General features: G+C 34.3%; 11 protein-coding genes. 4 read left to right on the top strand and 7 right to left on the bottom strand.

Annotated features, from left to right (window positions below):
- Positions 1–32: 32 nt before the first annotated feature.
- From P2086_RS18655 to P2086_RS18645, 3 genes are all read left to right on the top strand, one after another.
- A complete protein-coding gene (locus P2086_RS18655) occupies positions 33–1,103 on the top strand; it encodes a class I SAM-dependent methyltransferase (protein ID WP_317898284.1) in 1,071 nt (356 codons plus the stop codon).
- The gene (locus P2086_RS18650; RefSeq protein ID WP_317898283.1) at positions 1,103–2,341 is read left to right on the top strand and encodes an NAD(P)/FAD-dependent oxidoreductase; all 1,239 of its coding nucleotides are present in this window, start codon (positions 1,103–1,105) and stop codon (positions 2,339–2,341) included. The genes P2086_RS18655 and P2086_RS18650 overlap by 1 nt, the downstream gene beginning before the upstream one ends.
- A gap of 108 nt (positions 2,342–2,449) precedes the next feature.
- Positions 2,450–3,022 carry a YdcF family protein gene (locus tag P2086_RS18645; RefSeq protein WP_317898282.1) on the top strand — a complete coding sequence of 191 codons (573 nt, stop codon included), beginning with the start codon at positions 2,450–2,452 and terminating at the stop codon, positions 3,020–3,022.
- On the opposite strand, the gene P2086_RS18640 is transcribed toward P2086_RS18645, so the two are convergent.
- Positions 3,019–3,861 (bottom strand): hypothetical protein, encoded by an 843-nt coding sequence (locus tag P2086_RS18640; RefSeq protein WP_317898281.1) that lies wholly within the window; start codon positions 3,859–3,861, stop codon positions 3,019–3,021. The two genes, P2086_RS18645 and P2086_RS18640, sit on opposite strands and share 4 nt — an antisense overlap.
- A gap of 55 nt (positions 3,862–3,916) precedes the next feature.
- Here P2086_RS18640 and P2086_RS18635 point away from each other — a divergent pair, with 55 nt between their 5' ends.
- Positions 3,917–5,887 (top strand): M48 family metalloprotease, encoded by a 1,971-nt coding sequence (locus P2086_RS18635; protein WP_317898280.1) that lies wholly within the window; start codon positions 3,917–3,919, stop codon positions 5,885–5,887.
- An 83-nt stretch (positions 5,888–5,970) separates the two neighbouring features.
- Here P2086_RS18635 and P2086_RS18630 read toward each other — a convergent pair whose 3' ends face one another.
- The 6 genes from P2086_RS18630 to dacB all read right to left on the bottom strand — a co-directional run bounded on the left by P2086_RS18630 (position 5,971) and on the right by dacB (position 14,094).
- Positions 5,971–6,621: a hypothetical protein gene (locus P2086_RS18630; protein ID WP_317898279.1), complete on the bottom strand. Its 651-nt coding sequence runs from the start codon at positions 6,619–6,621 to the stop codon at positions 5,971–5,973.
- Between the two features lie 136 nt (positions 6,622–6,757).
- On the bottom strand, positions 6,758–7,942 hold the full coding sequence (locus P2086_RS18625) for a 1-acyl-sn-glycerol-3-phosphate acyltransferase (protein WP_317898278.1): 1,185 nt from the start codon (positions 7,940–7,942) through the stop codon (positions 6,758–6,760).
- Between the two features lie 3 nt (positions 7,943–7,945).
- The gene (gene flxY, locus P2086_RS18620) at positions 7,946–9,199 is read right to left on the bottom strand and encodes a flexirubin biosynthesis putative acyl-CoA ligase FlxY (protein WP_317898277.1); all 1,254 of its coding nucleotides are present in this window, start codon (positions 9,197–9,199) and stop codon (positions 7,946–7,948) included.
- Positions 9,199–10,902 (bottom strand): C45 family autoproteolytic acyltransferase/hydrolase, encoded by a 1,704-nt coding sequence (locus P2086_RS18615; RefSeq protein ID WP_317898276.1) that lies wholly within the window; start codon positions 10,900–10,902, stop codon positions 9,199–9,201. Before P2086_RS18615 ends, flxY begins: the two co-directional genes overlap by 1 nt.
- Before the next feature lie 385 nt (positions 10,903–11,287).
- Positions 11,288–12,628 carry a dihydroorotase gene (locus P2086_RS18610; protein ID WP_317898275.1) on the bottom strand — a complete coding sequence of 447 codons (1,341 nt, stop codon included), beginning with the start codon at positions 12,626–12,628 and terminating at the stop codon, positions 11,288–11,290.
- Between the two features lie 44 nt (positions 12,629–12,672).
- Complete coding sequence (dacB, locus tag P2086_RS18605; RefSeq protein ID WP_317898274.1) at positions 12,673–14,094, bottom strand: D-alanyl-D-alanine carboxypeptidase/D-alanyl-D-alanine endopeptidase; 1,422 nt, start codon at positions 14,092–14,094, stop codon at positions 12,673–12,675.
- Positions 14,095–14,113: the final 19 nt, after the last annotated feature.

The raw sequence follows: 14,113 nt of genomic DNA, 5'->3' as shown, positions 1-14,113 counted from the left end.
ATATTTAAGCCTTTATCACAATTAAAATAATAATGGATTTTTTTACAACAGATACGCGAAATGCATTAGAGGCTAAGGAGTATGCGCAATGGATTGCCTTTGCTCCAATGGTCTTTCAAGCGAGTAGAATTTTGAGGAACAATGGCATTTTAAAACATGTTGAAAAATCAAGAAGAACAGGAATTACAATTGAAGAATTGGTTAAGGAAGTTAATCTGCCATTGTATAATGTTAGGGTTCTTTTAGAAGCCGGACTAGGTATAGGATTGGTTTACATTCAGGACGAAAAATATTTCTTAACTAAGACTGGATACTTTATATTAAACGACGAATTAACGCGCGTAAACCTTGATTTTACAAATGATGTTTGTTATCAAGGTATGTGGGATCTTGATAAAAGCCTTGAACAATCTAAGCCAGAAGGACTCAAAGTTTTTGGTAAGTGGGGGACAATTTACGAGGGCTTATCCACTTTTCCAGAACCAGCAAAAAAGAGTTGGTTTGACTTTGATCATTATTATTCTGACAATGCATTTGATGAAGTTTTGAGTCACGTACTCGATCAAAAACCAAAAAAAATATTGGATATTGGCGGCAACACGGGAAAATGGTCTATTGCCTGTGCTAATTATTGCAAGGATGTTCATATGACAATAATGGATCTGCCGGGTCAAACAAATATGGCCAGAAAGAACATTGAAAGTAAAGGATTGTCGGATCGCATTGGCTTTTACGAGGCAAATATTTTAGACGAAAAAACTGTTTTTCCAAAAGGTTTTGATGGTGTTTGGATGAGTCAGTTTTTAGACTGTTTTTCGGATGAAGAAATAATTTCGATTCTTAAAAGATGTGCAAACGCAATCGATGAAAATGGCTACATCTACATTCTAGAGACATTTTGGGACAAACAACGTTTTGGAGCTTCGGCTTTTTGTTTACAAATGACCTCATTGTACTTTACAGCAATGGCAAATGGTAATAGTCAAATGTATGATAGCAAAGTATTTCTTAAATTAGTTAAACAATCGGGTCTTGAAGTTGTTGAACAGGTTGATAATATTGGAGTGAGTCATTCTTTATTAAAGTGTAAAAAAATAAAATAATGCAAAAAGAAAAAGTAGACGTGTTGGTTATTGGAGCCGGCCCTGCTGGTTGCATAGCAGGTTCTATAATTAATAAGCAAGGATTTAATGTAAAAGTGGTGGAAAAAGAAAAGTTTCCACGCTTTGTTATTGGCGAGAGTTTGTTGCCGCGTGTGATGGATCATCTGGAAGAGGCAGGATTTATGGACGCTATAAAAAGTGCAGGCTTTCAACGAAAAAACGGTGCAAAGTTTGTGCGCGGAAATGAAGTTTGTGATTTTAACTTTTCAGATCAGTTTAGCAAAGGTTGGAACTGGACGTGGCAAGTACCGCGAGCCGAATTTGATCAAATACTTTCAAAAACACTTGCGTCTATGGGAGTTGATGTAGAACACGAAACGGCAGTGAAAAACATTGAATTTAGTGGCACCAACTCTTTAACAACAGTAACGGATAAAACAGGAAAAGAAAAACAAATTGAAGCACGGTTTATTGTTGATGCAAGTGGGTACGGAAGGGTTATTCCGCGCATGTTTAATCTCGACAAGCCTTCGAACTTTGAGCCTCGCAAAACGCATTTTACACATTTTAAAGATCTAAAACGTCCCGAAGGTACAGATGGAAACCGTATAACCGTTGTTGTTCATCAGCCTCGCACCTGGATCTGGATTATACCTTTTTCTAATGGAATTACTTCGGTAGGTTTTGTGGCAGATCCTGAGTTTTATACTGGAATATCAGAAGATCCTGTTGAACGTATGCGCAGTATTATTGCCAAAGATCCTATAACAAAAGAACGTTTTAGTGATGCTGAAATGATGTTTCAGCCAAAGAGTATTGAAGGTTATGCCATATCAACCAAACAATTGTATGGAGACGGTTTTGTTTTGTGTGGAAACGCAACAGAGTTTTTAGACCCTATTTTTTCTTCTGGTGTTACGTTTGCAATGGAGTCTGGTAATAAGGCGGGTAAATTGGTTTGTGATACCTTAAATGGCAAAGAAGTAAATTGGCCAAAACAATATACAGATCACATGATGCAAGGCATTAATACATTTCGTTCTTATGTTGCGGCTTGGTATTCAGGCGATCTTTACGATATTTTCTTTTCTGAGAATCCTGACCCGGAAATAAAAAAGCAAATTTGTTCGGTTTTGGCAGGTTATGTATGGGATCTCGAAAATCCTTTCGTGAAAAAACATGATAAAGCAATTGCCTCGCTTGCTAAAATGATTCGTCATCGTAAAGTACACCATTAAGTCACGGACGACAAACCAATTATGAACCGTTTCTTTTTATCTAGCTCTATTTTAATACTATCTATTTTTCTTGGTTCTTGTATGTTATTCAAACCTTCGGCTTCCAGAATGACTAAACGCGCATTAAAAGCAAATAAAGTCTACGATGTTATCATAGTACCTGGAATCCCATTTTATGAACCAACTTGGGATAGGGTTATGCAAATGCGCGTAATTTGGGCAAAACACTTGTACGACAGAGGCATTGCAAAAAACATAATCACAAGTGGTGGTGCTGTTTATTCACCTTACATAGAAGCGGAAATAATGAAGGAATATCTTATTGCAATGGGAGTTCCACGCGAAAATATTTTTACAGAAGAACGGGCAGAGCATAGCACCGAGAATGTTTGGTATGGTTATAAGTTAGCACAAAAAAAGGGTTTTAAATCGGTTGCAGTTTGCAGTGATCCTTTTCAATCTAAAATGTTGTATCGTTTTGCCAAACGGAAAACAAAAAAACAAGTGAAATTTTTACCGGCAATTTTTGATACGTTAAGGGGTTTGCCTCACGACACGCCTGTTGTAAATTATGCGCCACTAAAAATTGAAAATTTTATTTCAATAACACAACGACAAAGTAAATGGAAACGTTTTATGGGAACTATAGGACGTCATATCGATTTTAAGGAGACGGATTAATCCATCGTTTCAATATCGTCTTTTTCCTTTTGCAAAGGAATATCCTTATCATCAATAATCCTTAAACTTGTTTCAAATCCAGACAAATCTTCTATCGACAACTCTGTGAAAACATTTTTAAAAAACATGGTTTTTCTTGCATTTATATTCAAACACCTTCTTGGGAACACAAGATTAACTGACTCTATATTTGTTTTAGGATTAATGTGAGCCTTTCCAACAGGCTTTTTAAGATTATAACAGGTGTCTGCCTTTTCGTTTTTTGCAGCAATATTATTATAATTTACTGCTAAAAAGCCGTTTCCTTTGTACGAAATTTTTACCCGTATTAATACGTCACCTTGATATTCTTTCACATCTATAATTTCAACTTTTACATTTCCATCCTTGTATTGTTTTCTGTTTTTTATAGCCAAACTACCTGAACCAACCGCAGTAATAACGTCTTTAGAAATGGTTATTTTAGAAAAGGAAAAATTAATCAGTGAATCCTCAGAGCTAACATCGGGAAACTTGACTGGAAATTTTAAAGAGTGGCCAGGGGGCACTACTATAGTTTTTCTATATAACGAAGGTTTCTGAGTTAAGCTTGATGCTGACAAGAATATATCTTTCGGGTTAATTAATACAAAATTTTTACTTGGGTTATTAATTTCAAGGGTTGTTCTTAGGAATAATTTCTTTCGATTGTAAGTGTTTTTTAAACCAATGGTGTAACCATTAAATTCAAAAGTTGTATCATTGTAATACCTAGACTTGTTTTTTGTTTGACCCAAACACGTATAAGCAGCACACACGAAAAAAATAAATATAAATAATTTGATGGATTGAATTTTCATTTTGGTCAATCTTTTGGGTTATGATTTTAAAACGCACACAATAAAAAAATAAAAAATGACTTTTGCAAGAGTAATTTTATTGGCCCTTCTGCCAAGTATATGTTTCACTCAAAACGAATGGTATCACTATAATTGGAAGCAAGCTAATAAGAGTGAAAGTTTAGATCATTATAACTATGCTTATAATTACGGTGCTCAAAAGTATAGGGATAATCTTTTCATTGGTGCACAGTATAAAAAATTCGCACTACAGGGTGCGTTAATGCTTTACGAGGACTTTACTGGTGGGAAAATTTACCCATCATTTAATGGTTATGAAGTCTATATTAGAAAAGTTATGGAAACCATTGTTAAAGACACTGCAGTTTCAAATAATATCAAAATATTTTTTCAAAGAAGTGATGAATTTGATGCATCTGTCGATCAATCGGGTTATTTATTAATTAATGTTGGCCTAATAGCCGAAATTGAGACTGAGGCTGAACTAGCCCTAATATTAGGACACGAAATTGCGCATTATGTTAACGATGATGTTATTAAAAACTATGGACGAATATTGGAGATAAAATATCCTGATAAGCCATCGTTTATGATGCTACCCGGTATTAGTGGAATGGTGCCGAATCCCGGACCACTCTTTGCGTCAATTACCTATGCGGTAGCTCTCTATAATAATTCTAGTAATTATTATTGGTTTTCAAGAGGCCAAGAAACAATGGCGGATCAATACTCTTTTAAGTTATTGAACGAATCTCGATACAATTTTGACCAAGCTTGCAACGTACTTAAATCTTTCAAAAGAGACGAAATTCGTAAAGAAATACAGTGCGGAAAAATTTCGGGAAATTATGTTAGTCATCCTGATCCAGGTTCGCGATTAAATACCTTTAGAAGCTTTAGGTTTGATTCACTCAACGGAATGAGAAAAAATTTCCAGGTCGATTCTTTAAAGTTTTCCCAACTAAAACAAATATGTTTTGAAGAGACTGTAAATATTGGCATGGTGGAAAATAATTTAGAGAAGATCATTCTTTTATGCTTCACTAAATATTTATTGTACCCTGAGGATGAAAATAATTTAGCGGTTTTGATAGAAGCCTTACGACGTTATATTTTCTTTGGAAAGGAAAATGGTGTTAACGATCGATCCTTTATTTTGTCCTGGTACCAAACACCTTCTATAAGGAATAGTGAAAATTATGCTTTTTTAAATGAAAAAAATCCTTCGATTCTAAATCATCTAAATAAGGGTTTTGTGAATATTTGGAAAGAAGATTTTGAAAAAATAAAAGCTAGGGAACTTGTAGATACTACGGTTGTTGAATTTACAACAAATATGGACGCTTATTTATATTTTAAGGAAATAGCAAAGAAAACTGAAAACCAACCAGCGAAACATATAAATTATTTTGGATCAACTGCCAACTTTGAAGATGTGGAAGAGTACGTTAAAACAAATACACTTTTTCAAACAAATGATTATTTAAAGGAAAAAGGAACACTTTCGCGTAATAAAAACGAGCTTATTGTAATTATACCACCAAGTATTGAGGATCTTTTCAGTCTTCCAGATGATTTTGATTTGGAAACGGTAAAAAGACTGAATAATGCACTAGTTGAAAAATTCAGAAAAAAAATAAATAATCCAATTGTTTTAGTGAATGAGCTTGATTGCGACGAGCAGCATATGGTTTCTATTCTTATTGAAAACGCCAATTATTTTCTAAACCTAAGACCTCAGGTGGGTTTGAAAGAAACAAAAATAGATTGGCTTGAAGTTTGCCCGGAACTTTATTCGTTTTTTAAAAAGAGAGACATTGAACATGTTTATTTTTACAAACTAAGTATTCAAAACGATAAAAAGGCAATTGTTGGTGAATATAAAATATCGTTGCCGTTAAAAAAACGTTACAGTATTCAGGGCACTCAAAGCCTTAGATTAATTCCTAGCAAGGGCTTGAAGTATTTGAATATTGAGCAAGAGGCTAAAAAGCTAAATAAGTTTTATAAAAAGCTGTCTGATTAAAGTTTTTCGTGAAGCTGTTTAGGATGGTATGCGTATAAAAAAAGCCGGAAGTAACTTCCGGCTCAATTTTGTATTGTATTTGATTATTTTACTTTCTTCATACGTTTCATAACATCCTTAGCTAACATTTTTGAAGCTTTAGCATAACTTTCTGAAATTCTTGATCCAGCATCAAAATCCATTCCCATAGCTGAAGCGCCTATTGAATTTTTAATAAAATAACGAACAAGTTCTTTTCCATCCTTATCCATAAACGTACACTCCATATCAACAAATGCTGGAACTTTTGAAATACCGATATTATAACCAGGTTCTGTGAATACTGTTGCTACTTTTAGTGTTACTGCCGCATCCGTTCCATCGTTTTTTCCTACCATTCCTAATTTTGCTATAGTTTTGTTAAACATGGTTTCGAATTTCGGCTCATAGCGGCCTTTACGTGAGTCAAACCAGCTTTTCTTAAATTTTTCAAATTTAGCTGGGTCTTTTTTCATATCATCTTCTTTTTTCTTTAGGTAATCAACTTCATCCTTAAAAGCACCAACGCCCATTTTGGAGTAGTCATAAACAATATTAATATTCGTCAAACCTTTGAGAGAGGCAATATCGCCACTGCTAAGAGTAATCATTGTTCTTGGTCCTGCAAACCCAGATCCGTAACCATATTGCGCCTTGCTATCTGAAATAGAAAAGATTAACACAAATGTTAAAAGAATTAATTTTAAGTTTTTCATAGTATGAAATTTTAGGTTTTTGAATTAAATTTTTGATAAATATACACAAGATTCTAAGATCAGAAAACACAATCAATAAATATTAAAAATATTTTATGCAAAACCCATATAATTATAGTTTTTAACTGCTTGTATTTTAGTTAGTTTCAGTAGGATGAATTTTGTTCATTGTTGGTTGGGCATACATTTTTAGGAAAATGGAGCGTAAAACCTCATTTTCTCCCTCAATCGCATTTATTTTTTCTTCCATGTATTTAATAAAGTTGTTTTTTTCTTCGGGACTATAAAAAGATTCAAATAAATCACTGTCATTAAGAATATCGCAGGCAATATGATTAGATGGATATAATTTGTAATCGTGGTGAATACGTTTGTCAATCATTGATGTGAGTGCCTTTACTTTGTCATTTTCGTTTGTAATTTTGTCAATGAACTGATATTCTTTTTCCTCAATCGGGTTGCCCGCACTCATATGTATTTTCCCTTTAAACTGTTTAATACCGGTAACAATACTATTCAAGTCCTCACCTTGTGCTTTAGTGTATTTGGTGTGTAAAGTTGATAAATAGAGTTCTTGAAGTTTTAAGCTGTCGCAAGGTTCGTATTCGTATGAAATAGTTATTGGTACAATGTTTAACTGAGCAAAATTTTCAGAAAAGGTTTTTTTACCACTTATGTTAAGCATTTTTAAAAGACCACTCTGAGTGAAATCACATCCGTCTTTTGTCCTTCCATTTCGTTGGGCAATCCAAACCGATACATTTTTATTGGTAATGGTATGACGAATGTAGGCTGATAATCTTTTTGATATTTCGTAAAGCTCTTTGCTTGTACCTTCTCTTTGAATGGTGAACATTCGGTTTAATTTTCCAAAATCGGTTACGAAACCTTTTTCTTTTAAATTACTACCAAAAGTAATTTCAGAGGTTGGTAAATTATGTTCAACTAATAAAACTTGAAGTATTGCAGCGTCGAGAAGTATATCGCGATGATTACCAACAAAAAGATACGATTTTTTAGGGTCAAGTTTTTCAAAGCCACTGCTTGTAAGACCAGAAGCGCTCATTTCAATGACACGCCTAATGGCTCCATGCATAAACTCTAATTGAAAATCAACGTTGCCATGAACTTTATCAGCTTTAGTTTCTACTTCTGCAAAAGTCATGTCTTTCCACAGATAATTAATCAAGGTCATAAAAACGGGATCCTGAATAATCTTTTTTGTTACATCCTGCACTTCATGATCGTAAAAAGCACGGATATCATCAAAATTTTCTTCTTCTTCTTCTTTACTTTTTGGTAGGTTGTTATCAGTCATCATATTTTACTTTCTTCTATCTATAAATTTAAGCGGTTTTCTGCTGCTATCGGGCAGCAATAGGTCGGTTACTTTTTCTGGAGATAAAAATACTAGTTCAGGAACTACCCTTAGTTTCGCTCTAAAGGTATCCATTAGTTTTGTTTTCAACGGCATTTCGTCCGTATTTATCCCAATATAAATTTTTATTTCATCGGTTCCTGATGAATTGTTTGTTACTTCAACCTGATAATTTTTCACCAGTTCATTTTCATCCAAAATACTATAAATAGTATTCGGGTATAAACTGGTGCCTTTGTATTTTATCATTTGTTTTTTTCGACCAAGCACTGGACTTAAGCGAAGGCTTTCAAGTCCACAGCCGCAAGGTTCTGAATAGGCGATACAAATGTCACCTGTTTTAAAACGTAAAAGAGGCATTCCTTCTACACCAAGAGTTGTAATTACTAGTTCTCCCGCTTCTCCTTCTTTAGCTGGAAAGCCATTATCATCTACTATTTCTGGAATTATTAATTCAGATTGTAAATGGCCGCCTTGAAACATTTCACATTCTGTAAACGCTGTTGCCATTTCACTCGATGCATAAGTGGAATGTAATTGTATATTCCATTTTTGAGTAATCTTTTCTCCAAGTGTGTTTAAAGAAAAATCCGCATTACGAATACTTTCTCCAATACAAATAGCTTTTTTAATTGATGATTTTTTGAAGTCAATATTATTCTCTTCAGCAAATTCAATCAATTTTAAAATAAAAGACGGAACGCAAATAATTACAGTTGGTTTAATCTCTTTAATTGTATCCCACTGAAGTTCCGGAAGCCCATTTCCAACACGAATAATGCCAGCTCCTAATTTTCGTGCGCCTAAAAAGTAAGCAAGGCCTGCCATAAATCTTCTGTCTATGGTTGTCATCAACTGAATAATGTCCTCTTCTTTTACACCGGCAGTTTTAAATGAGTTGTACTCGTTTAATGCAAGCCTTTCTAAATCTGAATCTGTTAGGGCTAGAGTGACTGGTTTTCCTGTTGTTCCAGAGGTGGTTACAAAATCTATCAGTTTACTTTTAGGTACACAAATAAAATCACTTGTAAAATTTTGTAGATCTTCTTTTTCTGTAAAAGGTATTTTCTGAAGGTCTTCAATACTTTGTATGCTATCTGTAGAAATGGCATTCTTCTCAAACATCCGTTTATAAAATGGAGAATGATTTGCCAAATACAAAATCTGTTTCTTCAGGGCGCTATGTTCGATGCCGACCATTAATTTCCTTTTTTTTGCAATAACAATAAACGTTCTTTAATACTGTAAGCTTCTTTTTCTGTTGCGACTTCTTTTTTAAGTGCTTCCGAATAATAAAGAATAGCGTTTTCGTTATCTTTTATTTTAGCATAATAATCACCCAAAATCCAGTAGGTAAAATAGCTGTTAGGATTGGAATTGGCAAATGCTTTTAAATGAATTTCATTTATTTTTAGATCGTACGGACTTTTGGTGCAATACTGTATGTAGTGTTTGATTTGTTTGAATAATAAAAAGTCTTTATACCCTTTTGAATACAGGAAAGAGTCTGCTGAAATAGTTCTTGAAATGTCTTGTAGTTCCTTGGATTCAACCATTTTTGGAGCTTCTTCAAAGAATTTGTTTAAGTCGTAACAAACATATTTCCCTAATTGAAAAGGTGATGCTGAAACCCAAACAAGCCTTTCTTCCGGTTTAAAAATAATGGAATGATGGGCAATCAATTGATTAATTCCTTTTTCGTTAGTCAGCCCAATTTTACGGTCATTTAACCCATTTTGATTTCGCAGTACTTTGGCAACATCTTTTGGATTAAATTTTTCAGTGCGCGAAAGCAATTGTTCCATCCTGAATTTTCTGTATAGCGATGAACTTTCAACAATGTTTTTGTTATTTATAAAATTACTTTCAAAGGCTTTGCTTCTGTAGTGATTAGAGCAAATGAGTTGTTCGCCCTCTTCGGAATATAAATTAATTTTAGTCGGTGTTTTTTCGATTATGGCAGTGCTTTTGTCAAGAGCTGACCCAATCATGATAGATTCAGAAACGAATGTTTGTTGTTTTTGTGCAATTGAATAAGCTTCGTCTATATTTTTCGCGTACTGTAAAATTTCTTTTGCTAATAATGAAATAGGCGTCGCAGCACTTTTGGGAATGTCTGACTTAGAAGCATTGATAGTAACCGTGAGTCCTTGATCATTCATGCCTGAAACTACTCCCGTAAAACCAGCCCAGGTAACATACATAAACTTATAACCGGTTGTAGGTTTTGTAAAACACACGATTTTATTTTTCGCAAAATCATCTCCGGCGAAAAAATCAAAATTTCTTCCCAATAGTAATTTGCCATCTTCTGTCCTACTTTTCCAAACGCCAAAAGACGTACAACCTACAGCCATATTTTTATCTTGTAAGGCATGCCCAACATCGTGCGCACTGTGGTAGTTTAAAATGCGGTAATATTTTGGAGCGAGTTTATCGAATTTATCAGAAGCGCTTAATGATACTCCGTATATTTCATTAAGATATTCTTCTGAAATATGTTTTGCCATGTTGCGATTAAAGTATGCCACAAAATATTTTAAGAAGTTGAGGTAACTATCTGATGGTACAAGTTCTTTAAGTTGATTGATAAAAACGGTCTCTTGAAATTCGGCAAGTTCCTTCGTGAGTTTTCCATTTACAACCCCGCGCTCGAAACCATCTCCTTCTATGTACATTTCCCATAGACCAGACTCACTTTTTCGTAACCAATTCTTACCAAGTTTTCTGAAATCTACTGAAATAGTAGTGACTTCCTGCATTTCAATTTCTCTATTGGCAATTTCTGGGGTTGGTTGATAAATGGCGGCAATGAAATAAATTGCTAAGGCAACAACAAGAATCAAAAAAACAAGAAGTGTCTTTAATAATAGTTTTGAAGGCTTTTTAAGCGTTTTATTCATAGTTGTAATCTAAGCCGTAATAAGAGCTAAATTAGCCTGTAAATATACGGTTTTGTAGGGATTCGGGAGTCAAAAAGCCACACTAAAACAGTTGAAAAGCTGTAAAAATGAGATTTTTTTATTGATGTGGCGCAGAAACAATGATTTGTAGAAGTTTTTTGGAGATAAAGCTCTTAGTGGTTAAAATAAAACCACTAAGGCACTTAGAACACTAAGAAGCACTAAGGAAAAACATTTCTTTGCGTTTTTTGTGTCTATTTAATGCACTTTGTGTTTATAGTACAGGAACCACCGAATAATACAGAGCAGTAGCCGCGTAGATCTGAGAAATCAAAAACTCTCTGTAACTCTGTGCATTACTCATTTAACTCTGTGGTTAAAAGAACTAAACATCTAATTTAAAACTCAAACGCTTACCGAATTTAGATTCATCAAACTTTCCTTCATCGTAAACTAAATGTCCACTCACAAAAGTCTTTGAAATACTGCTTTTGAAAGTATGCCCTTCGAATGGACTCCAACCACATTTATAAAGTAGACTTTCTTTTGTAACGGTTGTTGGTTTGTTCAGATTTACTAAAACTAAATCAGCAAAATAACCTTCACGAATATAACCGCGTTTTTCTATTCTAAAAAGCTCAGCAACATTATGACTCATTTTTTGAACGATTTTTTCAAGACTTATTTTTTTGGCGTGATAAAAATCTAACATGGCTAAAATACTGTGCTGCACTAAAGGACCCCCACTTGGTGCTTTTAAGTATGATTGTTCTTTTTCTTCAATTGTGTGAGGTGCGTGATCTGTAGCAATGACATCAATAGTATCATTTAAAACTGCTTCAAAAATTTTATCGCGATCGTAAGCCGATTTAACCGAAGGATTCCACTTAATGTAATTCCCTTTTTTCTCGTAATCGTCGTCGCAAAACCATAAGTGATGAATACACGCTTCGGCAGTTATACGTTTTTCTTTTAAAGGAATTTTATTTGAAAAGAGACTTAATTCTTTTGCTGTAGAAATATGTAACACATGTAAACGTGTGTTGTGTTTTTTAGCAAGTTCTACCGCCATGGAAGAAGACTTGTAACAGGCATCTGCATTGCGAATAACGGGATGAAAATAGGCAGGAATATCTTCACCATATTCTGCAACAATGCGAGCCTGATTTTCTTTAATCATCGGGTCAAATTCACAGTGCGTAGCAATAAGCGCTTTTATTTTTGAAAAGAAACCTTCTAATACAGGCTGATGATCAACAAGCATATCGCCGGTGGAAGAACCCATAAAGATTTTTAAACCACATACTTTTGAATAATCCACTTTAAGAGCCTCTTCCAAATTATGATTGGTTCCACCCATAAAGAAAGAGTAATTCGCTAAGGAACATTGTGAAGCACGGGTATATTTTTTCTCTAATTCAGTAACAGTAGTTGCTTGTGGAACGGTGTTCGGCATTTCCATATAGGTGGTAACGCCTCCTGCAACAGCAGCCTTAGCCTCTGTGTAAATCTCACCTTTGTGCGTTAAACCAGGTTCACGAAAATGCACTTGATCGTCAATAGCACCTGGTAATAATAGTAAGCCTTCGGCATTTATTTCTTTGTAGTTTCCGGTGTTGTCTATTTCTCTCTCAATACGCGAAATAAATTCCCGTTCAATCAGAACATCATAAATTCCAATTTCTCCTTCATTAACAAGCGTAGCTTTTTTTATTAGATAATTCACTGATTTAGTTTTTGTAAAGGTAAAAATAATTCAACAATCAAATTTCACAAGTCCCCCAATGCCACTAAAAATTTCTCCATTTTTAACTTTGCTTCAATAACTGAGCAGTTATAATTATTAAATATGAGTGAAAAGCTGAGTTCCTTTCCAGATTTAGTTTTTACATAACCACAGTAAGCGCGCGCACGTGTGATGTATCCTGTTTTTGCATGCATGTTGTTTTCAATAAATTTTCCTTTTCCAAGATTACTCATGCTTCCTTGTTTGCCTGCAATTGGTAAGGAGTTGCTAAACAATTTATAATTCACATTGTCTTTAGATACTTTACTTAACAGACTTGCCTGATAATGTGGACTAATAGCATTAATTCTGGCAAGGCCACTTGCATCATCCATAAATACTTCGCTTGAATTTAGTCCACGACTAACCCAATATTCTTGAACAGTTTTTAGTCCAGTTTTTGCGTTACCCTTTCCAAGCGTGAGTATAAGTGATTCGCAGTAATGGTTATTACTTTTAATGTTTGTGAAGTAAATTATTTTTTCAAGGGTAGGAGAGAAGTGTGTGTAAATTAAATCACCCAAATTTTGCTCCGTTTTTTTGTAATTTGAATGTGTAGACTTGGTCTTACATTTTATGCCAATTTTTTGAAGTGAAGTATAAAGATTCTCCGCACAAAGTAAGGCTGGATCGGGCAGAACAACTTCTATTTCATAATTGGTTTTGTTGGGTGGAAGTGTGCCGTGAATTTCTTTTGTAAATGAAAATGGATCGCCGTACGCATAGGCTTCATCTTGTGTGCCTTGAGAAGTAACATCTGAAACAAGTGTTATACTATTGCTTAAATAAGCGGGTGAATAATCTACAATTTTGGCTGAACTACCATTTTCTTTTGTTGTGTAGCGGACTTTAAATTTGTTATCATGATAGGAAAGTCCGCAAGGCACGGCTCCATAATAGTTGCTGATATCTTCCCAAATCCAGTTAGACGGTATCTTTCGTTCAAAGTAAGATGCATCACCAATAATGTTTCCCTTAATTTCTTTGAGTCCTTTCTCTTTTAAAATTTTCGCCCAAGAATCAGTAACTGAAGTATTGTCCTTTGAAAAATTATCTGATTGAAGGGTTGGGTCTCCACTTCCTAGAATGATAAGATCTCCATTTAGCACACCGCTTGTTTTGTTGTATTCTCCGTTATAATAAATACGTGTTTCGTATTTGTAATTGGCTCCTAATAAACTTAACGCGGCAGAAGTAGTTACAATTTTTAAGGTACTCGCTGGAACTAAAAGTTGTCGAGAATTATATTCTGCAAGGACTTCTGAACTTGCAGCGTTCATCACACAATAACCAACGGAAGCGTTTTTTAAATCTTTATCGTTTTTCCATTCTTCTTCAAAAGCAGTCAGTTGTGCTTGCGTGAATAAAGGTAGGAGAGCAAGAAATAAAATAGATTTAGAGAACATTTTGTTTTTATTTATTGTG

This window comes from Aurantibacillus circumpalustris (assembly GCF_029625215.1).
GTDB classification, from domain to species: Bacteria; Bacteroidota; Bacteroidia; order B-17B0; family Aurantibacillaceae; genus Aurantibacillus; species Aurantibacillus circumpalustris.
Note: the sequence above shows the minus strand (reverse complement) of the source record. Positions and strands in the feature narration are given on the sequence as shown.

Excerpts from the sequence above, each read along its gene's own strand:
- P2086_RS18655 (WP_317898284.1), top strand. The coding sequence starts at position 33 with ATGGATTTTTTTACAACAGATACGCGAAATGCATTAGAGGCTAAGGAG.
- P2086_RS18650 (WP_317898283.1), top strand. The coding sequence starts at position 1,103 with ATGCAAAAAGAAAAAGTAGACGTGTTGGTTATTGGAGCCGGCCCTGCT.
- P2086_RS18645 (WP_317898282.1), top strand. The coding sequence starts at position 2,450 with ATGACTAAACGCGCATTAAAAGCAAATAAAGTCTACGATGTTATCATA.
- P2086_RS18640 (WP_317898281.1), bottom strand. The coding sequence starts at position 3,861 with ATGAAAATTCAATCCATCAAATTATTTATATTTATTTTTTTCGTGTGT.
- P2086_RS18635 (WP_317898280.1), top strand. The coding sequence starts at position 3,917 with ATGACTTTTGCAAGAGTAATTTTATTGGCCCTTCTGCCAAGTATATGT.
- P2086_RS18630 (WP_317898279.1), bottom strand. The coding sequence starts at position 6,621 with ATGAAAAACTTAAAATTAATTCTTTTAACATTTGTGTTAATCTTTTCT.
- P2086_RS18625 (WP_317898278.1), bottom strand. The coding sequence starts at position 7,942 with ATGATGACTGATAACAACCTACCAAAAAGTAAAGAAGAAGAAGAAGAA.
- flxY (WP_317898277.1), bottom strand. The coding sequence starts at position 9,199 with ATGGTCGGCATCGAACATAGCGCCCTGAAGAAACAGATTTTGTATTTG.
- P2086_RS18615 (WP_317898276.1), bottom strand. The coding sequence starts at position 10,902 with ATGAATAAAACGCTTAAAAAGCCTTCAAAACTATTATTAAAGACACTT.
- dacB (WP_317898274.1), bottom strand. The coding sequence starts at position 14,094 with ATGTTCTCTAAATCTATTTTATTTCTTGCTCTCCTACCTTTATTCACG.